Source organism: Pseudomonas sp. Sample_22 (assembly GCF_004307635.1).
Lineage (GTDB): Bacteria > Pseudomonadota > Gammaproteobacteria > Pseudomonadales > Pseudomonadaceae > Aquipseudomonas.
In genome coordinates this window covers 58,326-82,889 of record NZ_RCNY01000017.1, presented here as the reverse complement: position 1 = coordinate 82,889, position 24,564 = coordinate 58,326, and the positions used below count along the sequence as shown (strand labels likewise).

Here is a 24,564-nt window from a genome sequence, read left to right as displayed (position 1 = left end):
CGCGCACCGTGGTGGGCGTCGGCAGTGTCTGTTGTCCAATGCATGACTGTGGGATCAAACGAAACGTATTACAGTGAGCATATTAATTCGGCAGACCTGTAACAGCCGCCCCCTCTCACGATAGTCGGCTTCTGGCCGATATCAGTCTCTGGTCAACGGCGGCTTTGATCGTGCTCGCGTCATGTCCACGGCTCGCACTGATGCGAGCGATTGTTCAGTTCGAACACCGATGGATGGACCAGGCGCTCGGACTACCCTCACGCATATTTCTCGCTGGAGCTACCCGCAAGACCTCAAGACCTTGTGCCTTCAAGCCTTCGCCTTCTTCGGCCTCAAATACTTGGTCAGCCCCTGAAACCAGATCACCAGCGCCGGGTTGCCCTTGATCTGGATCGACTTGTCCTGAATCCCTGTCATGAACGCCAACTGCTTGTTTTTCGCTTGCATCGTGGCGAAGCCGTAGGCGGCGTCTTTGAAGGCAATGGCGAAAGCAGGCTCGGCGTGCACACCCGATTGGCTGGTGATGCGCTGGTCCTTCACGCGAAAATGCCGCGCCACTTTCCCGTCCAGGGTCTGTAGTTGAAACACCAGTTCCTTGTCACCCAACTGCTGCTGAAACGCAGGGTTGGTCCGGCTGGCCTTGCCCATCAACAAACCCATCATCCACAACAGAAAACGAAATTTCATGCGCAAGCCTCAAAAGAAAAATGAACGGCTGGCGCAGTGTAGCGATTTTGGGTGATAACACCACTATCGCGATACGTTGGAAGAAGATCAGCCTGTTTTTGGCGTTGATGACTACCAAGTCATTGGCGGAACCCTTTGAAAAACTTTCCTCTCCACGCCGGTAAAAACGTTGAATCACGGGCACCAGCAAAGGCCTGACGCAGTGGGGACACCGAGAGAGGGCGTTGCGAAGGGTCGAGATCCAATGCTGTTTTCAGGGAGGTCCAACACTGTCTGGGCAGATGCCTGGTACGTAGAGGCTCGATTTTCAAACCCGCATCACGGGCTTGATTTGAAGGCACTCGACGCAAAGGGTGCTTGCCACATGCCAGCTCATAGATCACGCACGCCACCGAGTAGACGTCGGCGCTGACCGTCAGTGGTGAGCCATCCAGCAATTCCGGGGCAGCATAACCAAGGGTCCAGGCATGCAAGCAATGACGGCTCAGTTTTGGTAGACCGGGCAATACACCCTCCTCGGCCAACCCCAAACCGAAATCGAATAACCGAACGCCTTCCTCGCTGAGCATCACATTGCTCGGCTTGATATCACCGTGAAGCACGCCACGACTGTGGGCATGGGCTAATGCATCAAGCAATTGAAGCGCGATGCCTTGCAGCTCTGACCACGGCAATCCCAAGGGGCGCTCGCAAAGCAATTTATCAAGGGTCAGGCCACGCATCAGCTCCATCGTAATGAAAGCCCTTTTTTGCCGGGTATCCACCTCGAAACTGAACAAACGGGGCACATTGGGGTGTTGCACACGCCGGGTCAGGGCAAACTCACTGAAAAGCAGGGCACTGGCGTCCAGGCAATCGGCATATTCATCGCTGAGCATTTTCAGCGCGACATGGGGCTCGGGATCACCGAACTGTTCCTGCAACAAATCCCGTGCGCGATACACCACCCCCATCCCGCCGGCACCGATCAGACGTTCGAGGTAATATCGCCCGCCCAGCATATTCTCCCCGACCTCGTTCATTGGCGAATAACCACGCCGGTCAGGTTGTCCCGTGCCGGACCGTCTAACACATGCTCGAACAAGTGCGCCAACGCGGCCCCCGGCGTGGGACGGTCCAAGGCACGGCCCAAGGTTTCACTGCTCAAGCCTTGATACAAACCGTCACTGCACAACAAAAACGCATCGGCGGGATGCACCACAAACTCCAGCACATCAAGGGTCAGATGCTCGCTGGCGCCTACTGCACGAGTCAACGCGGTCGAGTGTGGTTGAACCAAGGCCTGTCGGTCGTCCATTTTCTGTTCGTCGATCAGTTGCTGCCGCAGCGAATGGTCCTTGGTCAACTGATACAGCCGTTGCTCGCGCCACAAATAACAACGACTGTCACCGGCCCAGATACAGACGGCGCGGGTGCCCTCGATCAGCAACGCCACCACGGTGCTGCCGATGGTGTCGTCATGACGCCCGGCAATCACGGTCAACTCCTGACTCAAGCGACGATTGAGCCACAGCAGGCACTGACGTACTCCTTGGACCCGTTCCTCGAAATCGTTGCGCTCCGGCAATTCGGCGAGGCTGGCGACGATCAACCGGCTGGCAATGTCACCCCGCTGATACCCGCCCATTCCATCAGCGACGACCCACAAACCCTTGTCCGGATCATCCAGGAAAGCATCTTCATTGCGCGCTCGGGTTTTCCCGGGATCGGTGCGCGAAACACTGCGCCAGACGCCACTCTTCGACATCAGAGTTGCATCGGCATGCGGAAAGTACGGAGCACACCCATGTCGAACGGATTAGGTGCGCGCTGACTCATGAGCAGGTAGTTGGCGCGCAGCCCGCCCAGATCAGCTTTGAGTACCAGCACATCACGACCGATCAGATACTCGGTCTGCATCAGGTCCAGCAGTCTGAACAACGACCAGGGTCCCGTGTTTTTCTCGATCCCTATCGGACGCCCGACCATTGTGTCGAGCACCAGGCTTGTGCGTCCATCTTCGGCATCGACAGGCCATTTGAATGAGGCTGCGATGATCGGCCCATGTCGGTACTCCATGGTCTTGTCGCCAAACCTGAACTCGGCACGACTGATGGCGGGATCCAGCGAGTAAGGTTCCAGCTTGAATCGTACTTGCGGTTCGGAAGGATCTTCGGCAAAAAAGCTCTGGCGGATCACGTGTGCAGAGGCCATCTGATCGAGATAAACCCGGGAGATAGGCAGTGATTGTCCATCAACGGTTTTAAGACGATAACTACCCGGCACGCCGCTCACAAATGGACGCATGTAATTGTCAAAAAAACTGTCGACAAGGCCCTGCGCCCTGAAGAACTCGCGAAAGTCGCTGAGCGCCACATCACTGGAGCTGTGGGCGCTGAATGGATATCGCTTGTTAATCGACTTGCCGTAGAAGTTGTACAGCTCAGTCTGATAACGCTGGTTGACGAATCGATAAGCGTCATTGAGCACCAGACGCCAAGTGTCTTCGGCAATCGTGTTGAACCAGGTCCCGACCGGACGCGGCAAACGACCGGATGCCGTTCGCAAAATGCTCAGCGCGTCTCGCTGGCTACCCATGCGTGCCTTGGCCATTTCGTAAGCCGCCTGGTCCGGAGTGCCGGCCCGAGCCAGACTCGCCAACTGCGTCTGTAGCTCATTGAGCGCGTGCAGTACCGCAGTCAATTCAGCACTCGGGCCGTTGTTGGCATCCAGCAAACGATGCAAGGGTTCGAAACGACGTTGCAACGCCTTTCTCGCCGTATCGGGCAAATCACCGACCAATGTCCCGGAAGCCTTCGGAACCTTGGCGGCAGCGAGTTTGCCCAAATTACCACTCGTAAGCTTTGGCGCTGATGTCGCCGCTTCATCCAGGCTGTCGGCGATCGAAGGAATGCGCGTGTTCTCGCGAATTTGCACCAGCAGCTGCAGCACAGGGGAATTGGCAGACGTCATGCTGGCTAACTGTTCGGCAGCGCCCGCGGCGTCATCAATTGGTTCCAATGCGATCCGTCCGATGGCATCGCCCCAGACGTTGGCGTAATCACGAAAATACAATTGTTCCAGTTCGACCCTCAAGCGCCGCAGTTCCATGGCACTGACCTGCGAGCTCTCACCCAACACCCAGTTGTCGCGCAAAATATTCGTGACCAGCGCGCTACCTTGTACCGAAAAATACTGCTGATATCCGTTCAGGGTGTAGAACCCGGGGATCGTGGCATGGCTACCCGTCAACAGATCGCTTTGTGGTCCCAAATGTTGATCCAGGTGGTATTCGGGAAGCGTTCGAGCCTGATCACGAAGCGCCCGGTAAACCACGTTGGCCATGGATTCGCTGCGTAGTATTTGCCGCGCCTGAACGATCAATGAATCGTTAAGCGGGAAACTGAATGGTTGCTTCAGCAAGCGTTCGAGATGTCCTTCCAGGCGGCTTTGCACGGAGTTGTTTGCGGGGTACCGGCGGGACCAATCGCTGGCTATCCAATCTTTCAGCCATACCGTGTCGCGGCGATCGTTGAGACTCAGCATCAGGTATGCACGCAAACTATTGAGCAAATGCTCACGGTCCACCGGGCGGCTGCGAATCTGATCTTCCAACAGCGACGCCACCGATGGCAGCAGGTGCGATTCCAGCTCACGCTCGTAGGCTTTCATGATCACTGGATTGGCAGCTTCGCCTTGATACAAACCACCACGCTCCAGGTATGAAACGTCGCTGGCGATTGGGAATACCCGAGACGCAGCATGAATGGCATCAAGGTTTTGCAGAACCGACAGCACGTTATCTTGAGGGGTCAACGCCGATCGCTGATGTGTCCAGGTTTGCACCAGTGTACGCAGGCTTTCCAGTCGCTCATGGTTGGCCGAAAACCCGCCGGCCCACCACAAACCGAACAGGCTCAGCGCCGCGAGCGATGACATGTACAGCGTTCGCTGCCTCCAACAAACAAGGTTTCGCTCACGTTTGTCCAGTTGTACAGAATCTGCCTCGGGAAAAATGACCTGGTTGAACAGAGGGTTGATGAACCGTGGATAACCAACGAGCGAAGCCGCTCCATCGTTGTTCACGCCACCGTACGCAAGCGGTTTTGCTGATCGAGTGGCGCTGGTGAAGTAGAAACCGCGAAATGTACTTCCGCCCTGACTGCGCAAGGCCATTTCAATGAACTGGCAAAGGCCCTCGCCGACCAATCCCAGTTGATGCGGGTAGTCGAGGATACGACCTCGACAAAGAGGGTCGCGCTCCTGATGCATGCGCATGATCACTTGGCCATCGAGCCGATGCAGCAGCGCTTCGAACTCCATACGTACTGCACTCGGATCAGCCGTGCCCGGATCTTTGCTCAAGCTCACACCCAGAACTTGATCACTTTCATCCCGAGTCAGCTGATCAAAGAACTCATCAAAGCCAGGCTGCTGGTCCGCCTTGCTCAAAACCAGATAGACAGGCAGCTCGATATGCAGCTTTTGCTGCACCTCTTGCAAACGTGCACGCACATTACGCGCCAGCATCTGAAGAGCTTCGGAGTCATGAGCAAGGAGCATTTGCACCGGGAGAGTGACCAGAACACCATTGAGCGGGCGGGTCCGGCGGCGCTTGCGTAACAATCCCAGCAACGTAACCCAACCGTCAGCATCAACGTCGACATCCGGTTGGGTAAGGTAGCGTCCGGGCGTATCAATGAGTACGCCGCTTTCGGCGAAGTACCAGTCGCAAGGGCGTGCCTCCTGCGGCTGATCAATCAATTTACGATCAAGTTGGTTGAAGGGAAACTCCAGCCCGGAAACATTCAACAGTGTGGTTTTACCGCTCCCCTGAGGGCCGATCAGCAAGTACCACGGCAAATCGCGTCGCCCCCGCTCGCTGTGTTTGCGATAGAAACTCGATGTCTTGAGAATTTTACCCGCGTCCTTGAACCGCGCTCTCAGATCCCGGCGCTGTTCATCAATTCGCTGCTCGATCAGCGCACGATCCACGCCCTGCTCGCGCCCCTCGACTTGTTTTTGGACACCGCTGCGCCAGCTGACGTAAACCATGGTCAGCCCCCATACCAGAAACATCACACTGATACTCAGCAAGCGAGACGTCGGGCTTTCCCAGAATCTGAAATCATCTATCGCCAACAGTGGCCCGACATACCAGACCAGCAGTGCAGCCAACAGAACCGACAGCAGACTCCACACCCAGGTTTTGCGCAGAAAGGCGCCGGCTTTTGCGAACAAACTTGTCATCACTCGCGGCCCTTCCATGGTTGAAGCTGCGATCGAATCGCGGCCTGGTCAATTTGCTGGAGCGGTTGCAAAACGACAGCTCGCTGCTCACTCAAGACCCAGGCGAATCCCGAATACATCACCATCAGGCAAATCACGGTGATCAGCGCCATCATCCACCACGGCACGGTATGAATAAGTTTTTGCCGCTTGCCTTCATCGTTGCCGTCGCTGCGAGTTGCCCGTTCGTATGGAACATCTGCACGCAACAGGCGAATCTGCCGGAAAAGCGCATCACGAAGACTTTCAAGTTCCACAAGACCGCGCGCCTGAATTCGGTATTTACCCTCGAATCCCAGCGACAGGCACAGGTACATCAGTTCCAGCAACGACAGGTGCTTGACCGGGTTTTTCGACAATCGATCAAGCAGCTGGAAAAATTTTTCACCACCAGAGGTTTCATTGTGAAACCTGCTGAGAAGGTTCATTTGTGACCACTCGCTTTCCTTGCCCCATGCAGTCGTCACCACCGCCTCATCCACCACCGTGCAAAGCACATAACGTGCAGTTGAAACCTGGCTGCTTTCGACACCGGCACGCAATGCGCTGACCGCAAAGTGCTCCACTGCCGCGCTCAACCGCCGATTGAGGTTGGGCAGGTCTTCACCGTTAGCGCAATGCTTGAGCCGCACCACTTCCGAGAGCAGGCATGATGCCGACGCCACCAATGCGTTGCGGCTGACTTTGAAGGTGTCCTGCGGCGCCTGCCGAGCGGCGTAGATCATGCGGTCTTCGAGTTGCTCGAATTTCGGTGGGGCCACCGAATCAGTCAGTGGCCCGTGTGCCGGGCCACGGCCGAGACGGTCAAGCAGGACAGTTTTGTCATCCTGGGCGTATTGCATGTCCTTGATCATGTCGCTCAATTCCTGATGGCCCAGAACTTCAATTCCAGCTCCGCGAATTCACCGCTGACGTGAAACGCGAACCCACCAGAGCGTTCGAGTTGTGCCTGGTCTTCGGAGCCGAGTTCAACAATGAAATAGGTTTTGTTCGCGTGAAAGGCGATCTGACGCGGTGCCACGGGCAAGGGTCTGATTTTGAAACCCGGCAAATGCAGATTGACCAATTGGCGGATGCTCTCAACCGTGCCGATCTTGAGGTGCGCGGGCAATCGATGGCGCAGCTCTTCACTGTCGCAGTCGGCACTGGCAGCCAACACGAACGAAGCCGAACCCGCTAATTGGGTGTCATGCAGAGGGCAAACAATGATCCCGTACTGACGCGCCTGCATCGGCAACTCGATGGCATGCTGCTCCAGCACCATCGACAGCACCTGACGGATCGCCTCCATCAGCCTGCGAAAACTCGCACCCTGGTCACTGTGTTCATAACGGATATCCGCTCGCGGACGCTTACTGTCGCTGGAAAAAGTCGCCAGCTCGCCCAGCAGGGTCAATAGCGTGCAATACAACTCCTGCGGATGAACATGTTGCAGACTGAGATAGTGACGCAACAACGGCTCAGTACGATTGATCAATTGCAGCATCATGAAATCGCCGACCTCCGCACCTCCCACTTTCCCATTCGAACGGATCCTTTCAGCAAGGGTGTCACCCCGGTGGCCGAGCATGCTGATCACCTCTTTCAAGCACGACAGCAAGTAGCTCGATGAGTGCATCTGGATGTATGTCGGTACGAAATCCGGATCGAGACTGATGACCCCGTCGGGCGTGGTGTCGAGGACCCGGCAGATTTTCAATCTCACAAAACCCTGATCGTCTTGCTGCTCGCCAAGCAGTAAGCGAAAGTCTGGGCGAGCGCATTTGACCTGGCTTGCACCACCGTCACCGGCATTGGAGTCTGCAACCTCACGCTCATACGCGACATATCGCGCCAACACATCCGTCTGCTCCTGACGGCGGGCTTCGATGTGGTTGCCGGTCACCAGAGGCAACGCCAGATAAATCGCTGTATTGCCGGTATTCACAGGAACATCCAGCACCAGCGGTTGAGTGCTGCCACCCACTTCAAAAAGGCTGCCATCCGGCAGGACTCCCGAGGCACGGTTGACCACCAGTTTGCCCATATTGAGAAACTGCGAATCAACTTCCAGGCTCAGGAACCCCCAGGTGAAACTTCCCAGTAACTGAGTGCGGGACTTTATTTGATGGTCCAGATATCGATCGTTGTGCTGGAAGTGCTGCGGACGCAGCAACATTCCCTCCTGCCATATGACTTTATGGAAGTTCATGCTCAATTGTCCGCCTGTACAAACGCTTCGCTGCTGCCATGAATGCCGGCCTGATCAAGAGTCAGGTCGATGTGGGTGACGCCTCCCGTTGTGATTGGCACGGTGTAGCGCCATCGGGTTTCCGATAGATCGCGGTAGGCGGCGAGAATGCCTACGTAACGGCTTTGCGATTGCACGCTGAGCTTGAGTTCATGATGTTCGCCGGGACGCAGTTGCAACTCTTCACTTGCCACCAGGTCCGGGGCCAGGGACTTCGCGGCTCGTTCATAGAGGCTGAAAAAGTCGGCACTCTCGAATGCAACCGGGTGCTTGAGCTCAAAAAGACGCACGACAATCGGTGAAGGACGACCGTTGATGTCCGGGTTCAGCTGGTCACTCGCGGACAGCTTCAGATTGATTTTCGACAACGAGGAATACGGTGATAGCGAAGCGCATGCGGTCAATAGCATGAGCGCGGTCAGCGCGGTCAGCGCCTTGATAAAAACAGTCGAACGCCGAAACATGCCTGTCATCCCTGAAGGTCGTTGTGGAGGGTAGAGATCAAACGAATCTGCTCTTCATAGGCTTGGGAAAAGTCACGGGCCAACAAACGTTCAGTCCATTCACCATCCTGAAGCAGCGCCTGGTGATAACGGCCATAGGCTTTCCAGCGACTGCCAGAGGTTCCCAGCAATGACTTGCTTTCACGCTCGAAACGAAGCGTCAGTTGCTGCGGTGAAAAATGTTCTACGGCACCCTTGACCGCCGCGCGGCTGGCGGCGAGCAAAGCCACCTGGTGCGCCTGAAGGTCGCGGAAAGCGCGGGAGATGGCTTGATCTGCCGGTAACTGACCTGACTTGTTGGCCAGCAACATGCCCAACAGCTCTTCGGTATCGATCCCATACTTGAGCGGGTTTGAATGGATACCCTGCAATGTCGTCTGCGCCAGCCGAAGCTCGTTTTTCAGTTCGTTGCGGGTGCGCAGGCTTTGCTGTAAGCCACCGATGCTCTGCTTGAGCAATTGCGCGGCTCTCAAGGCCAACGCTTCGCGGGCGCCAGTCTCGAGACCGTCGAGCTCCACGCCCAGCGCAGTACCAAAACGCTTCTAGAAATCTTCAGTCAGGCGCTCGGCAGGTTTGTGAGTCGTTAGCGGTTCAGATGCCTGAGGGGCATCAACCAACTGCGGCACTCTCATGTTTTCCATGTCGATGCGTGCAAAGTCAGCACATTGCATCGGCTCCTGAAAAATCGTATCGAGAGCCGTGAACTCGTCCAAGTCGAAGGCAACACGTTGCTGCTGATCCACGGCACTCAACGGATCGAAATTGAGGAAGACTTCATCAGGAATGATGTTGGCTGTCGTTCGCGGCCTGCTGGCCTGGGTTTCAAATGCCGTGGACAAGTCATTGAGTCGCGCACGGATTTCGAAATCACCCAGCAGATAAACGCTGCCGGTTTCGATAGGCATCGCTTTATCTTTGGGCAGTTGTGTACCGGTTGAGCAGTCCTGAATACCGTTGCTGCTGATATCGGTCAGGAAGAACGCATTGTCGCGGCAGCTGATCAAGGCGTGTCGGCTGGAAAGGTGACGCTTGCGGTCCGGAATGATCCAGTCGCAATCCTCACCTCGGCCGATCATTCCGCCTGACGGGGTGAAGGTTTTCTGGCACAAATCTGTCGGTACGAACTGCTTGCTGCTCAGTATTTCGAGAACCAGCTCCATCTTGTTGATGCTCCTTGCAGTCACTGGCCGCGATGGGCCGCATGCGGATCACCCAAGGGGCGATAGGTGTTGTCGTTGAATTTGTAATTACCACCGCAACCAACCACGCCGCTTACAACGACGAAAGTCAGCAAGACGGCAGGCCAGTAGCGAACAGGCATGCGGAGTCTCCGAAGAACTGAAAAAGAAAGTGAGTGCAGGCAATCGAATCGGCAACCGTGACGGCGCGCTATCCATCGAGATCCCCAGCGCAAATGTTCAAGCGCCCCAGCCGGTACAGCAGCGTGCGGCGCGGCAACCCGAGTTCACGGGCGGTGCGCGTCTGATTACCGTGGTTTTTGCGCAGGCAATCGATCATCAGGTTGCGTTCGAATCGCGCCAGCCGTTCGCGCAGGTGCAGGCTTTTGTCTTCAGCATGCAGGCCCATGGGCAGGCAAAAATGCCCCGGCAACAATTCGCCGCCGTCACACAAGAGCAGGGCTCGCTCTACCATTGCTTTGAGCTCACGCACGTTGCCTGGAAAGGTATATGCAGCCAGATGGCCAAGCGCCGCATCGGACCAAAGCACCGCATCCCGTTGCAGGAGTGCACAAGCCTTGTCCGCGAAGTAACGAGCCAGGTCGAGAATGTCGCCTTCACGCTGGCGCAAAGCCGGCAACTCGATCGGAAACTGCGCGAGGCGGTAGTACAAGTCCTCGCGAAACTTGCCTTCGCTGACCAACAACGACAAATCCCGGTGCGTCGCCGCAATAATCCGCACATCGACTTTATGGGTGTCGTTGCAACCCAACGGTCGAATCTCTCCCTCCTGCAAAACCCGCAACAATTTGGCCTGCAGAGACAACGGCATGTCGCCGACTTCATCAAGAAACAAGGTGCCGCCGTTAGCCGCATCGAACAGGCCGGGACGATCCCGGTCGGCGCCGGTGAACGCACCTTTGCGATAGCCAAACAACTCACTCTCCAACAGGGTCTCGGCGAATGCCGCACAGTTCTGCACGATGAATGCCTGAGTGCGTCGAGGCCCAGCCGCGTGGATGGCTCGCGCGACTACTTCCTTGCCGGTACCGGTCTCACCCAGCAACAGTACGGTATAGGGGCTATGAACGACCTTGTTGATCAGGGAATAGGTGCGACGCATGGCGGGGCTTTTACCGATCAGTCCATAACCACTGGCATTCGGGATACTGACCGGCACAGGCCGCGTGTTGCCGCCAGGTTGGCGCAAGCGCTGCAACAGTTGTGTCTGGCGCAGTGCGAACGCTCCTAACTGACCAAGGGAGCCGGCGAATCCCTGCAGTTCAATCGATCGATGGCTGGCACACAGCACTAAACCCTCAACCGCTTTTCGTTGATTCAATAACGGCACACACAACAACGATTGCCAGGGTCTGGGCTGAAACGGCAGGAAATCCGTGTCATGCAGGCTGTCGCTCAATGAACCGAGACACACCACGCGGTTCTGGCGCAGCGCAAAGTGCAGCAATGCTCGATCACTGTAATCCGCCTGCAAACTCGAGCCGGCCCGGGGTTGCAGAATTCCGTCGAGGCACTCGCTGTTGAGCCCGAGGGCGTTGTGAGTCGGGTCCAGAAGGTATAACTGCGCCAACTCGCAACCACTCAGTTGCGTGACCCCGCGCAAGAAATCCCCCAGCAACTCGTCGCCATCTGCCGCCCGTGACAACCCGGAGAACTGCTCCACCAGGGCCTCGGCGTACACCAACGGCTGCTTCAGGTTCGCGAGCATCGCCCCCATTTCAGACAAACTCGCAGACAACACAGGCATCGGCATCCAGCGTCGCATGGACATGCCTGAGGGACTGTCCTGTAGCCATCGAATCGAGTACACGATCGGCTATTCGAGGCAGTACATGCAGATCCAACAAGTGGTCAATAAAGCGCGCACCGCTGTCGCTTTGAATACAGCGCTCGGCCAGGTGATCGACGAGGCTTTGTCCGTAGGTGAAACCCAGCTTGCGACGGTGCATGCGCTCGCCCAAACGGTCGAGTTTCATTTCAATCAACTCGCGCAGTACCGACCCGCCAACGGGGTAATAAGGCACGACACGCATGCGCGCCAACAATGCCGGTTTGAAATGCTGGCTGAGGATAGGCTCAATGGCTTGCTCCAACACTTGTGCGGCGGGCCGCCCGGCATCTTTGCAAAGCTCGCTGATCTGCTCACTGCCCAGATTCGAGGTCATCAGGATCAGCGTATTGCGAAAGTCGATTTCCCGTCCTTCACCATCGTTGACCACGCCTTTGTCGAATATCTGGTAGAACAGGTTGAGGACGTCTGGATCGGCTTTCTCGACCTCATCCAGCAATACAACCGAATACGGCTTCTGACGTACTGCTTCAGTGAGCATGCCGCCTTCACCGTAACCGACATAACCGGGGGGCGAACCGATCAGGCGCGAAACTGTGTGTTTTTCCTGAAATTCAGACATGTTGATGGTGGTGATAAAACGATCACCGCCATACATCAGGTCTGCGAGCGCCAACGCAGTTTCGGTTTTGCCGACACCACTCGGACCTACCAACAGAAACACACCTACCGGTGTGTCTGGCCTGTGCAGCCCGGCAGCCGTTGCGCGCATTGCACGATCCAATGCCTCAATGGCGGGTTCCTGACCACGAATACGCTTGTGCAGGTCATTGGCAAAACCGGCGACCTTGGCATTGTGCTCTCGGGCCAGCTGCGTAAGAGGCACACCGGTCCAAGCACTCACCACTTCGGCTACCAGGCGCGGACACACTTCAAAACTCACCAGTCGTTCATTGCCCTGCGCTTCGATCAGAGCACGATGAGACTCAGTGAGAGCCGCCTCCAACGTCGCCACACATTGGATTTCATCGGCGTGCCGTTCGGAGCATTCGCCACCCTCGTCGATGCCAATCGCAGCCCGCGCCTGGAACAGTTGCCGGCGTAGATTCAACACAGACTCGGCCATGCCGACCTGCTTGAGCCATCGGGTTTGCAGCGCTGCTGTTTCCACTTCGAGATCGTGCAGGTGCGCTTCCAGAGCGTGCAAGGATTGATGATCGATCAACACACCCGCTTCGGCATCGCGGCGTAGCGCCTGGCGTTTTCGCTCACTTTCCGCCAGCTCGGCCTGCAACTGTTGCAGGCTTTGCGGGGCAGCGGCCAAGCTGATACGGACTCGGGCGCATGCCGTGTCGAGAACGTCGATCGCCTTGTCTGGCAACTGCCTGCCCGTAAGGTAACGAGCAGACAATTGCGCGGCCGCCACCACGGCATCATCGCGCAAATAGATTCCGTGGCTTTTTTCATACACAACGGCGAGGCCACGAAGAATCGTCACGGCTTCGCTGACGGAGGGCTCAAGCAATTGCACCGGCTGGAAACGGCGGGCCAGTGCAGGATCTTTTTCGAAGTATTTTTTGTACTCGGTCCAAGTGGTTGCCGCGATGGTTCGCAATTCGCCTCGGGCCAGCGCCGGCTTCAGCAGATTGGCCGCATCGGAGCCACCGGCAGTGCCGCCAGCGCCGATCAGGGTATGCGCCTCGTCGATAAACAGAATGATCGGTCGGGGCGATCCCCTGACCTCATCGATTACACCTTTGAGGCGCCGTTCGAACTCACCTTTTACGCTTGCACCGGCTTGCAACAAGCCCATATCCAGCGACATCAACTCGACACCGCGCAACTCCGGCGGTACGTCACCGGCAACGATTCGCAAGGCCAGACCTTCAACGACAGCCGTTTTACCGACGCCCGCGTCACCCACCACAATCGGGTTGTTTTTACGGCGGCGGGCGAGGATGTCGATCATCTGGCGGATCGCATCGTCGCGACACAAAACCGGGTCCAGATCGTTGTCACGGGCCTGCTGAGTCAGGTTATGGGTAAATCGCTCCAACAGTGACTCACCGCCCTTGGCTATGTGATTGGTGGCGTGCTGCGGTTGCTCCGACAACGCACACTCCCTCAGCCGCTCGGCGTTCAGCCTGGCGAGCAAAAGTTGATAACGACTGCCGGCGTAACGCATTGGATTACGTAGCAGTGCGAGAATCAGCGCGGCCTGGTCTATCTGGCTGCGCCCCAATTCGAGATTCGCCACCAGCAAAGCATCCTGCAGCCATTGCACCAGCTCTGGAGCGAACACCGGGTTGCGTGAAGCGCTATGCTCGGCCGGCAAATGCAAAGCCCTGATCAGCTCCCCCGCATCGACTTCAGCGTCTTGCAATGCACGGCCGAGCAAACCTTGCGGACGCTCCAGCAAGGCCAGAAGCAAGTCCTCGATGAGCACTTTGCCGGCGCCACGTCCGACGCAACGTTCGGCAGCGCTTTCCAGATCACGGCGGCTTTGGGCGTCCAGCGCCTGAATGAGTTGTTGCAGGTCCACGTTGATCATCAGTCACGTCCTTAATGAATGTTGCTGCCCAGGGTCACAAGACCGTCGGCGTGCTCACGCCCTACCCAACTGGTCCACCCCAGGCGGCAGGCGCTCCGCTCGCCTATGCGAAATTCGTGGATCTCTTCCTGGCGCAGCAGCAGGCGAATGTCGTAGTCGAGCGGATCTCGCAGGGTGAACCGAACCAGTGCACACAGGGGTTGATAGCCGAAACCGACCGGCAGAAATTCATGAAAGCGTTGCCAGTCGAGCTCACGGATATGAATCCGAAACTTGCCGCTGCGATCACGAACGTATTCGCCCAGTACCAGATCCTCGCCCAGCGTGCTGTTGGCACGACCAAGGCGATTGCGTTGCTCATGCAGAATGTCGACGCGACGCTCAACGCATTGCTCGATGAAAATCTCGGCGTGCTTGAAGTAATAACGCAGCACGGATTCGATCAGGGCTGCCGAGTGGGCACGCAAACTGAGGAGCCCGAGGTAGGGCAAAAGACGTTTCCAGTTCAGCTCGCCAGCCTTGCGGATTTCAGCTCCACCCAGACCGATCAGAGCAAACAGTTGCGCCGAAAAAGGGTCGATGGCGCCGCTCTTGAAGCCGGCGCGATACCGGTATTTGCGCCATATCGGCAACATCAATCGCTGCAGCCGATGGTGAAAAAGATCGAGGAAGCTGCGAGTCGCGTTACCGTCTTCGCTGTCACCCAAGGCCTGCTCGACATAGAACGCAGGCAGGGGTGAACCGGAGCCTGTCAGGCTGATCAGGTTGAAACGCAATCGCGCTCGCAACTGCCCGTGCTCCTGAAAAAACTCCACGCGGTCGACGTCACTGCCCGGGAAACCCAAGCTTGGATTGGCCTGGAACTCCAACTGCTCGTACAGTTCTTCTTCGCTCATGCAGGGGTGCGCCTCGCGCAGCCGATCCATGACGGCCAGCACCGCCTGGAACAGCGAATACTCGCGTATGACTTGACTCAGCCTACTCAAAGGAGAGGCTGCAGACCCATGCGGGGTAGCCATTGGTACACCTCTCCCTGTGTGCTGATGACCCGCAGCTCGTGATACGAATTGAGGCTGGCATAAAGCGCAAAAAACTCATTGAGGACCGAGGCGAACACAAACAGATCGCCTTCGCCGATATACCCTTGCGGATCGATGGTCAGCTCCGTTCGCAAACCCCGAACCGGTAATCCTCGGTGCAATCTGTCGACGTGCTGATGCTTGATCGACTTCAGCCCACCGAGCAGTCGCTTGCTGATTTTTTCAGCGTGCTGGTCGTAGTAGCGGGGCAAGTCATACGTTTGGAGAATCACTTTCAGTGCATTGACGTCCGCCAGGGACAGGTAGTTGAGCGACATGTTGCTGATCAACTTCCAGAGAAAGTCCCGATTGAGCGGTGGCGCAAAACACGCGGTGACCGGTGTGATGTTGCGAAAGCTCAAACACTCAGGTGTCCGTTCGCAGGCTTGATTGATGTCACCGAGCTTGAGTTTGCGCGCAAGGTTCTGGTTGGTGCAGACCAGCTCAATCGAAAGGGTTTCCTGCACGTCGGCAGGGTGCGTGCCGAAGCTTAAGTAAGTGTCGAGGCCGTCGTGCACCAAGGACGGCCGCTGGCGCACGCTGTAATGCGGCCGCCGGGTCGGCACATCGAAGCTGGGATCATGCTCGAACGATTCAAACGGCACATACTGGCGATAACCCAATCCACCCGGCCGCCAGCCGGTAACGGTTTCCACTGAGTACACACCGCAGCTTTGCTGGTTATACCGGGCAGGCAAAAGCAGGTATTCATCCTGTTTGCCGTCGAGTCGTACCGGCATCGCATCGTGTTTGAACAAATTTACGATGGGTGTGCAGTGAAGCTTCACGTTATCAAGGGTCGGACGCAGTCGTTGCAATGCGCTTTTGCGAATATCGAAGCGCAACTCCAAACCTCGCACTTGCTTGATGCTTTCTTCAGGCAAGGTCTTGAGCAGGTCGAGACCATTGATATCGACGAACAGGAATTTATCCTGAAAAGCGAAATACTCCTGCAGGTAGCGATAACCGCGGAAGGTATTCAGCGGATATGGCATCAACGCTTCGCCTTCGGCAAAACCCACCGGTTGCACACACTCATCTGCTAGCTGCAATGTCATTGGCAGATCATTGGCCCCGACAAGCGGCTCACCCGTCCCATCCAGCGGAATCAACTCGACACCTTGCAGATTCCGCAAAAGGCTCAGATACAGCATTTGGCTGATGTAACGTTCGCCAGCAAAGTGCAGGCGCAAGCGGCGCAACTGCAACTCGCCCAGATGACCGTCAGCCGTCAATTGCAGCCGCAGGCTCAACAGCGAACCATCACCCTTGACGGAGTGGCTCAACCCAACGAGATCCAGCGCTGTCACTTCGGTGGCATAGCACGTGCGAAAACGGCAACGCACGTCTTCGATCGGTACGCTCTCCACTGGCGTGTCGCGCGCAACCGTCAACGCAGGCTCCGAACGTGCCAGGGGACTGAATTGCAACATGCTGAAGGCCGGAACCGGCCGCATGTAATTGGGCCATAGCAGTTGCATCAACGAATGGCTGAGCTCAGGCAATTCGTCGTCGAGCTTTTGTCGCAAACGTCCGGTCAGAAAGGCAAAACCTTCCAGCAAACGCTCCACATCAGGGTCTTGCCCGGTCTGCCCCAGGTAAGAAGACAATGCCGGATTGCGCTCGGCAAATCGACGACCCAACTGGCGAAGCGCGGTGAGTTCACTTTGGTAGTAGTGATTAAATGACATGGCGAGCTCCAGATATCATTGGCTCACCATGACCTGACCATTGCCATCCAAGCGGGCGGCAAAACTGACCTGACACTTGAAACCATCGACCTCCAGCAAGCCTTCAATACAGAAGCCCAAACGAAGCAGATCGTGTTGCTGTAATTGAGAGTACACACGCACATTGCTCAATCGCGGCTCGTAGGCTTCGATAAATCGTTCGATGTGCAAACGGGCGCGATTCAAGGAGTCGTGCAGGCTCAGGCGCATGTCATTGAGATCCGGTAATCCGTAATCTGCCAGCGTCTGCACACTGCCTGCACGGGTGCTGAGCATCTTGGCCAGATGAGCAGCCACGGACGCCATGGCAGAGTTTTCCAGACTCCATCCATCACGTTTGGCTGCATCGCCATTCAGGCGTTCGAAGAGGCTGCCGTATCCGGCCATGGGTCAGTTCCGCCTACTCTTTGTCCAGTTTGCCAACCAGAGAAAGGGTGAAGTCGGCCCCCATGTACTTGAAGTGCGGGCGCACGTTGAGGCTGACGCGGTACCAACCGGGCTCGCCATCCACATCGCTGACAGTGACTTGAGCCGCCCGCAGTGGTCGCCGGCCGCGCACTTCGGCACTCGGGTTTTCCTGATCGGCTACGTACTGGCGAATCCACTTGTTGAGTTCCAGCTCGAGGTCGGTCCGCTCTTTCCACGATCCCAGTTGCTCGCGCTGGAGAACCTTCAGATAGTGGGCCAGCCGATTGACGATCATCATGTAGGGCAGTTGCGTGCCGAGTTTGTAGTTCAGTTCGGCAACCTTGCCTTCGGCGCTGATGCCGAAGTGCTTGGGCTTCTGTACGGAACTGGCGGAGAAAAAAGCGGCGTTATCACTGCCCTTGCGCATTGTCAGGGCGATGAAGCCTTCCTCGGCCAGCTCGAATTCACGACGGTCGGACACCAGCACTTCGGTTGGAATCTTGGTTTCGATTTCGCCCATGCTTTCGAAGTGATGCAACGGCAGATCTTCAACCGCACCGCCGCTCTGTGGACCGACGATGTTCGGACACCAGCGAAACTTCGCAAAGCTATCAGTCAACCGGGTGCCAAATGCGAATGCCGTATTACCCCATAGATAGTGCTCATGACTGTTGGCGACAGTTTCTTTGTAGACGAACGATTTGACCGGATTTTCTTCCGGGTCGTAGGGGGTGCGCAGCAGGAAGCGCGGCACGGTCAGGCCAATGTAGCGGGCGTCTTCTGACTGGCGGAAGCTTTGCCATTTGGCGAATTGCGGGCCTTCGAAATGATCCTTGAGGTCTTTCAGGTCCGGCAGGCCGGTAAAGCTGTCCAGACCAAAAAACTCCGGACCGGCCGCGGCAATGAATGGCGTATGGGACATGCAGGCAACGCTGGCCACGTATTGCATCAACTTCACATCCGGTGAACTGGGGGACATGAAGTAATTGGCGATGATTGCGCCGACGGGCTGGCCACCGAACTGACCATATTCCGCGGTGTAGATGTGCTTGTAGAGGCCGGCTTGCATCACTTCCGGTGAATCTTCGAAATCGTCCAGCAAGTCGGCTTTGGACACGTTGAGGATCTCGATCTTGATGTTCTCGCGGAAGTTGGTGCGATCAACCAACAACTGCAAACCACGCCAGCAAGACTCCAAAGACTGGAAGTCCGGGTGGTGAAGAATTTCATCCATCTGCTGGCCAAGCCTGGCATCGATCTCGGCAATCATTCGGTCGACCATGGCCTTTTTTACCGGTTCACCGCTGTTCTTTGGCTTGAGTAACTCCTCTATAAAAGCCGACACGCCGCGCTTGGCAATGTCATAGGCCTCATCGTCCGGGGTCAGGCGGGTTTGGGCAATGATGCTGTCGAGCAGACTGTTTTCACGGCTCTCGGTGTTTTGCTGTTGTGCTGCATGGGTACTCATGTGGCTTCCTTGGCGGCAGTGAGATCAGGCTCGCTCGGTTGTGGCATCCAGTCCCAGCTCGGCCAATACGCGGCTGCGGGATTCGTCGTTGGCAAGCACACCTTCGATGGCTTTACGGAAAGCAGGCGCGTTACCCAGCGGGCCTTTGAGGGCCACCAGCGCGTTACGCAGTTCCATCAGTTTTTTCAGTTCCGGGACTTGTTCGACCAGGCTGGCCGGATTGAAGTCTTTCATCGAGCCGATGCGCAGACCCACGGCCAACTCTTCAGTACCGTCGTCCTGAAGCCGGTTCGGCACGCTCAAGGTGACCTGCAACTCTTGCTTTGCGAGCACCTCATCGAAGGTCATCTTGTCGATGCTTATCGGTTTGCGGTCTTCAACTTTTCGCTCGTCCTTACGCTGGGTGTAGTCACCGATCGCCACCAGTTTGAGCGGCAATTCGATTTCTTCCTGAGCGCCCCCTATGGCGGGCTTGAACGTTACGTTGATGCGTTCCTTTGGGGCTACCGAGCCTTCTTTGGCCATGGCTATTCTCCTTGCGGTTTTGGCCCGGAGGCCTAGTCGAGTGCCACTTCAAGATCGAGGTGGCACAACCTGCGATAAATCTCTTCCTTGCATTCGCGCACCGCATGACTCTGCGGCAACAACTCGCAGCAGCTGTGCAGCAACTGCAACACTTGCAGCGCAAGTGCCGGCTCCCAGGTTTGCAGGCCTGCATCGCGTAATGTCTGGTCGAGGTTTTCAAGTTGGGTCTTGGCCAATTCGTATTTCCTGGCCTTGAAGCACAGCTGCGCGAGGGTGAACTGCCAGAAAAACCGAACGCGCCCACCTTGGGCGCTTTGCATGTGCTGCTTGAGGATTTGCACCGCCGTCTTGAGGCCGTCCTTGTGCAGGATCGGCAAGACGTCTTCCAGCGCCAGTTCCCAGGCAGGCTGGGTGTCGACGACTTCGGCCTTGCGCGGCGCGCTGGGGTTTTGCAAATGCGGCATCACGAAGGCGCTGATCCAGGCGCGGGTGGCAGGATTGGCGAACGGTGCGCCGTCATGGAAACGCAATTCGATAATGGCTGGCAGGCGCTGAATCAACAGCGCGAAATGAATTTCCACTTCGCGCATGGCCATTTCTGCATTAAGGCCTTGGAGGCACTCCCAAACCATTCGCTGACCGTCGAACCAGAACGGTGCCTTCGCCAGGCTTGCCTCCAAACCGACCAGCAGGTCGGCGTACTTCGCTTGGTCGTGATGGTCTTGAAAGGTTTTTAGCTTGTCGGCCGGCAAGCCACGCAAAACGGTGATTTGATCGGCATTACGCTCTGGCAAGGTTTCAATGGGCAGCCAAAGCAGCGTGCGATTGAGGCGCAGCGCGCGCAGGTCAGTGGCATTTTGCTTGAGCCACCAGGCGCACAAAGGGAGGGCGTTTTCTTGCTGGGCACGCAAGGCCTTGTGGGCTTCTTTCTCGTTATCGATCGGTGCGCCGGGGGTGAATAGCTGTGTGGCGGCCTGCTTGACCTGGGCCATCGCGGCGCTCACTACACCAGGTTCCGGTTGATTGTCGGCGGCACGCTGGACCCTGTTTTTCAAGCGACGGGAGATCGGCAACAGTAACGGGGCTTCGTCGCCCAGCTGCTCGGTGCAAGCAGCGTCGAGGCCTTCCAGATGCTCCACCAGACGGCGGAACAGCGGAAGTTGCTCCTTGATCGCGATGTTTTCGTTCAACACCTGCTCAAGACGCGGCACCAACCAATTGATGGCAGCGCAGCGGGTGCGGGATTTTTGCGGGTAAATCTCGGCCCAGTGGTTTTCACACAAGTGATGCAGTAAACCGAGACCGGCCAGCAGACCCGGGAAGGATTCACCCTGGTAGAGCGCCCAGGTCAGCCAAGCACCAACGCGCAAATCCTTGGAATGGCTGCGAAGTACGTTCTCGCTGGTTTCGCGGATCATCAGCCAGTCGATCTGACCGCTTTCATGCATGGATTGGGCTTTACCCAACTCACTTTCCAATGCCTCGTATTCACTTGAATAACGGGCATCATCGCCTGCGAATTTCTCTGCGAACACTGGCGACCTGGCAAGATCAAGGTAATGCGCCGAAAGCTTGCTGGAATAGGTCATATGAACTTACAACTTGCGTGCACAAGTTTTATTGCAACCTGATGCCAATCTACAGCTGGAATTCTGGGCAAAGGTCTCGACTCCGTGTTGAGCAAACGCGCTTCCGTTCAAGGGTCGAGAACTTACTTTGTTGACGAAGAACATGTCTGTAGGAGGATTCGCCACTTAGGTGCGACTGATCCTTCAGTCATGTAAGACAGGCAAGAGCGCCATTGTCTGCGGTTACGCCGTCGACCAGTTTGTGCATCCAGACACCGCTTGGTAACTTGATGACCTGTTAACTAATCAAGCAATTAACAACCCCGATTGGTGTGTTCTTCACCTTCGGGGTTTTTCTCGTTCCGGCGCCCGGCACACAGTTGGGAGCACAAAACCCAACACAGTTAACTTCCCTGTTTCCGCAACGCGTGTAGGACGCGTCCGATTTGATCTTTTGGGTCATGCGGTCCACCTGTGCCTCGGTACTTTGCACAAGTACAACTTGATGAGTCATCCAAGGAGCGAATTGTCAGGGAGACAATTGATGTTTTTATGGCACATGGTGCCTACGTGGCACGAGATAGAAAACCGAATCACTCGAGAGATGGGTTACCAGGGAGGCGCCCGGTATCGCACTCACTTTAACGAACCCGCTCCCTCCCTCTCGCTCAATATCCGTCGGATCAACAGCGTCAGGTCTGCCTTCATTGAGGCTGAGTGGGAAGCGGCTCGCTTATTGAGACAACGCTTCGCTGACATCGATATCGCCAGCGTCCTTAACGAGTTGATCGAAGTCGTCGCTCAAATGGCGATGATCGTTGCCGGCAGTGTTTTGATCGGTGGGGCTATCGGCGCAGGGACCGGTGCATTCCTCGGAGGTGTAGGCGCCATCCCGATGGGCGCGGCTGGCGCTGCGATGGGCTTGCAAGTCAGCACGTGGATATTGGGCATACTGGGCCTGACGTCCATTGCCGAGTTCTTCACCGAAGGTCTGCCACGCATTGGCGACAATTACTGGCGTGGCATCCACATCGCGTGGAACGGCCCACGCAGTGAGGGAGGTTTAGACCCGTTCAGGCCGGATGATTCATCTGCCCGATACAGCGCCACCCAAGAGATTGCACGTGGCCATGTGGAGGTTGTCGTCCTGCTGCTGGGCGCCATCGTGGCTCACATCACCCGTGGTCGAGGCAATGCGGGCGTCCTCGCCCAGGAGATGCGAGCCAGCCCCAAAGGCGCGCGACTAGGCGAATGGATGCTCAAGCACGAAGACGCCCTGAAAAAACGCCCAGACCTGCAAACCTCAGCACCGCACCGGGGCGCTCTCAGCCATCAGGACCCTGCGCCACCGGCAAATCACCCACCAAACAAAGACAAAAACCCGCCCAGTGACAAGCCGAACGCGATGCCGCTTCATAAAGTCGAATGCTTCAAAGCGGACAAGCTGCCAGCGTCTAAAATCGGAGAATTCGAACGGCAGTTGAAGGGACAAGAAGACGGGCTGAATCGGCTGACGGTTGATGAGTATTTGGAGAATATTGCTAATCCGGTGAAGCGTAGTAGGGCGGCTGCGAAAACGGCTCGCAAAACTCTACAAATTAATCTACAAAAAAGATTCACTGAAGATTTTTTACAAACGATGGATATGCTTGATGCGGAAGAGGCCGCCATCAAAAAAGCAAAAATAACCATGGCAAATCTTGCGGGGCTACATAATCCCGATTTAACCGCAGGAGGCAAAGACATCATTACAGACTTTGGGGACAGGCAAGTTAACTCAAGTATAGGCCCGCAATGGAAGAAAAAAATTGAAAATTTAAAAGGTGCGGCTGAAAAAATACCCGCATCAATGAGGGATAAAACATTCCTGAATGTTAAATTACATAAATGCTAACAAATAAGGAAAGCTCACATGGATAAAGTTTTCGCTAGGTTTATAGAAAAATTTGGAGAGCCAACTGGTCGAGAGGAAGTGCCCCCATCCAGTATCGATCGCTATAAAGGCAAACTCCCTAACATTTTGTTGGAGTACTGGGCCGAGCACGGCTGGGGCGGTTACGGCAACGGAATTTTTTGGATAGTTAACCCCCAAGAATACGAAGGGGTAGTAGCATCATGGCTTGAAGGAACGAAATTTGAGGCTATTGACAACTACCACTTGATTGCCCGTAGTGCCTTTGGCAACTTATACTTCTGGGGAGAAAAAACGGGTGCTTCACTTGATATAACGAGCCATCTTTCTCGTTATTCTACACACACGTCTATATATACCGGAGACCTAATGGATAAGGGGTTTCAGTCTTTCCTGTTGTCGATTGATGTGGAGTTAAATGACTATGGCGACCTATTTCAACCAGCAATAAAAAAGCTCGGCCCCCTGCGTCACGACGAGATGTACGGCTTCGTTCCAGCGCTGATGTTCGGCGGCCCGGATACCCTCGATCATCTTGAGAAAGTGAAGGCGGTGGAACATCTAACACTTCTGAGCCAAATCGCCGAGCTTCAGCCTTACAGTTTTTCGGATCTGTAAAAGCTAGGCACGCATTCTGCTCGGCTGGGTGAATTTCAAGGGATTTTAAATGGACGAGATTTTTTCCATTTTTTTGGATACATTTGGTGGACCCGTTGATCGTCGGGAGGTACCGGCGTCGAGTATGAAACGCTATAGAGGCAAGCTTCCGAACCAACTGCTGGAATACTGGGACGAACATGGCTGGTGCGGTTACGCGGACGGCATCCTTTGGCTTGTAAACCCGCAAGAATATGAAGGAGTGGTGGCGTCCTGGCTTGAAGGAACAAAGTTTGAACAGTTTGACAACTACCACTTAATTGCTCGCGGTGCTTTTGGCGATCTTTACTTTTGGGGTGAAAAAACGGGAGCTTCGCTCAAGATCACGAGTGTCCTTTCACGCTATACAGCCCGAACATCTCTTTATGCAGAGGATGAAATGGACAAGGCACTTCGCTCCTTCATACTTTCCAGAAATGTGGACTCCAACGACTATGGCGACCTCTTCAAACCAGCAAAGAAAAAACTCGGCCCCCTACGCCACGACGAAATGTACGGCTTCGTTCCAGCCCTAATGTTCGGCGGCCCGGACACCCTCGATCATCTTGAGAAAGTGAAGGCGGTGGAACACCTCACCCTTCTCTCCCAAATCGCCGAGCTCCAGCCCTACAGTTTTTCGGATCTATAGACGGTGGGCTCCGGGGCTCGACTAGGAGTCGTTTTGATCGTTCCCACGCTCTGCGTGGGAATGCCGCCATGGATGCTCTGCGTCCACCTGTGACGCGGAGCGTCACGGGATTCATTCCCACGCAGAGCATGGGAACGATCAGGCGTGCACATTCGTTGTGTGTCTCGCAGATCAGAACGCCGGCACTACCGCGCCTTTGTACTTCTCAACGATGAACGCTTTCGCTTCCGGGCTGTGAAGTGCAGCCGCCAGTTTCTTCCTCTCTTTTGATCATTCCCACGCTCTGCGTGGGAATGCCGCCATGGACGCTCTGCGTCCACCTGTGACGCGGAGCGTCACGGGATTCATTCCCACGCAGAGCA

The 24,564-nt window shown here is 56.0% G+C and carries 18 protein-coding genes and 3 pseudogenes; 3 read left to right on the top strand and 18 right to left on the bottom strand.

Features of this window, described 5'->3' with window-relative positions; all coding sequences use genetic code 11:
- Positions 1-309: 309 nt before the first annotated feature.
- From D8U73_RS04025 to tssA, 17 genes and pseudogenes are all read right to left on the bottom strand, one after another.
- Positions 310-687 carry a hypothetical protein gene (locus tag D8U73_RS04025; RefSeq protein WP_056854182.1) on the bottom strand — a complete coding sequence of 126 codons (378 nt, stop codon included), beginning with the start codon at positions 685-687 and terminating at the stop codon, positions 310-312.
- Positions 688-806: 119 nt separating this feature from the next.
- Positions 807-1,691, bottom strand: a pseudogene (locus D8U73_RS04020) (serine/threonine-protein kinase); the annotation flags it as partial.
- A 14-nt stretch (positions 1,692-1,705) separates the two neighbouring features.
- Positions 1,706-2,434 carry a PP2C family serine/threonine-protein phosphatase gene (locus D8U73_RS04015; RefSeq protein ID WP_130903792.1) on the bottom strand — a complete coding sequence of 243 codons (729 nt, stop codon included), beginning with the start codon at positions 2,432-2,434 and terminating at the stop codon, positions 1,706-1,708.
- Positions 2,434-5,916, bottom strand: coding sequence for a type VI secretion system membrane subunit TssM (gene tssM / locus D8U73_RS04010; protein WP_130903791.1), 3,483 nt, complete (start codon positions 5,914-5,916; stop codon positions 2,434-2,436). The genes D8U73_RS04015 and tssM overlap by 1 nt, the downstream gene beginning before the upstream one ends.
- Positions 5,916-6,809, bottom strand: coding sequence for a type IVB secretion system protein IcmH/DotU (gene icmH, locus D8U73_RS04005; RefSeq protein ID WP_130903790.1), 894 nt, complete (start codon positions 6,807-6,809; stop codon positions 5,916-5,918). The genes tssM and icmH overlap by 1 nt, the downstream gene beginning before the upstream one ends.
- A gap of 5 nt (positions 6,810-6,814) precedes the next feature.
- The gene (tssK, locus tag D8U73_RS04000) at positions 6,815-8,146 is read right to left on the bottom strand and encodes a type VI secretion system baseplate subunit TssK (protein ID WP_056854186.1); all 1,332 of its coding nucleotides are present in this window, start codon (positions 8,144-8,146) and stop codon (positions 6,815-6,817) included.
- Positions 8,147-8,148: 2 nt separating this feature from the next.
- Positions 8,149-8,649, bottom strand: a complete 501-nt coding sequence (tssJ, locus tag D8U73_RS03995) for a type VI secretion system lipoprotein TssJ (protein ID WP_130903789.1) — start codon at positions 8,647-8,649, stop codon at positions 8,149-8,151.
- Between the two features lie 5 nt (positions 8,650-8,654).
- Positions 8,655-9,848, bottom strand: a pseudogene (gene tagH, locus D8U73_RS03990) (type VI secretion system-associated FHA domain protein TagH).
- Positions 9,849-9,868: 20 nt separating this feature from the next.
- Positions 9,869-10,009 (bottom strand): hypothetical protein, encoded by a 141-nt coding sequence (locus tag D8U73_RS03985; protein WP_056854189.1) that lies wholly within the window; start codon positions 10,007-10,009, stop codon positions 9,869-9,871.
- Between the two features lie 68 nt (positions 10,010-10,077).
- The gene (locus D8U73_RS03980) at positions 10,078-11,595 is read right to left on the bottom strand and encodes a sigma 54-interacting transcriptional regulator (protein ID WP_130903854.1); all 1,518 of its coding nucleotides are present in this window, start codon (positions 11,593-11,595) and stop codon (positions 10,078-10,080) included.
- Between the two features lie 10 nt (positions 11,596-11,605).
- Entirely contained in the window at positions 11,606-14,227 is a 2,622-nt protein-coding gene (gene tssH / locus D8U73_RS03975) for a type VI secretion system ATPase TssH (RefSeq protein ID WP_130903788.1), read from the bottom strand.
- An 11-nt stretch (positions 14,228-14,238) separates the two neighbouring features.
- Entirely contained in the window at positions 14,239-15,246 is a 1,008-nt protein-coding gene (gene tssG / locus D8U73_RS03970) for a type VI secretion system baseplate subunit TssG (protein WP_056854191.1), read from the bottom strand.
- Entirely contained in the window at positions 15,210-16,997 is a 1,788-nt protein-coding gene (gene tssF / locus D8U73_RS03965) for a type VI secretion system baseplate subunit TssF (RefSeq protein WP_130903787.1), read from the bottom strand. The genes tssG and tssF overlap by 37 nt, the downstream gene beginning before the upstream one ends.
- Before the next feature lie 15 nt (positions 16,998-17,012).
- Complete coding sequence (tssE, locus tag D8U73_RS03960) at positions 17,013-17,423, bottom strand: type VI secretion system baseplate subunit TssE (protein ID WP_130903786.1); 411 nt, start codon at positions 17,421-17,423, stop codon at positions 17,013-17,015.
- A gap of 13 nt (positions 17,424-17,436) precedes the next feature.
- On the bottom strand, positions 17,437-18,912 hold the full coding sequence (tssC, locus tag D8U73_RS03955; RefSeq protein WP_130903785.1) for a type VI secretion system contractile sheath large subunit: 1,476 nt from the start codon (positions 18,910-18,912) through the stop codon (positions 17,437-17,439).
- Positions 18,913-18,936: 24 nt separating this feature from the next.
- On the bottom strand, positions 18,937-19,437 hold the full coding sequence (gene tssB, locus D8U73_RS03950) for a type VI secretion system contractile sheath small subunit (protein WP_056854195.1): 501 nt from the start codon (positions 19,435-19,437) through the stop codon (positions 18,937-18,939).
- A gap of 32 nt (positions 19,438-19,469) precedes the next feature.
- The gene (gene tssA / locus D8U73_RS03945; protein WP_056854196.1) at positions 19,470-21,026 is read right to left on the bottom strand and encodes a type VI secretion system protein TssA; all 1,557 of its coding nucleotides are present in this window, start codon (positions 21,024-21,026) and stop codon (positions 19,470-19,472) included.
- 523 nt (positions 21,027-21,549) lie between these two features.
- Here tssA and D8U73_RS03940 point away from each other — a divergent pair.
- From D8U73_RS03940 to D8U73_RS03930, 3 genes are read left to right on the top strand one after another with little or no spacing between them, the layout of a single operon-like run.
- Entirely contained in the window at positions 21,550-22,899 is a 1,350-nt protein-coding gene (locus D8U73_RS03940; protein ID WP_130903784.1) for a DUF6861 domain-containing protein, read from the top strand.
- A gap of 18 nt (positions 22,900-22,917) precedes the next feature.
- A complete protein-coding gene (locus tag D8U73_RS03935) occupies positions 22,918-23,535 on the top strand; it encodes a GAD-like domain-containing protein (RefSeq protein ID WP_130903783.1) in 618 nt (205 codons plus the stop codon).
- Positions 23,536-23,584: 49 nt separating this feature from the next.
- Positions 23,585-24,202 (top strand): GAD-like domain-containing protein, encoded by a 618-nt coding sequence (locus D8U73_RS03930; protein ID WP_177435509.1) that lies wholly within the window; start codon positions 23,585-23,587, stop codon positions 24,200-24,202.
- A gap of 171 nt (positions 24,203-24,373) precedes the next feature.
- On the opposite strand, the pseudogene D8U73_RS03925 reads toward D8U73_RS03930, so the two are convergent.
- A pseudogene (locus D8U73_RS03925) lies at positions 24,374-24,460 on the bottom strand (methionine ABC transporter substrate-binding protein); the annotation flags it as partial.
- Positions 24,461-24,564: the final 104 nt, after the last annotated feature.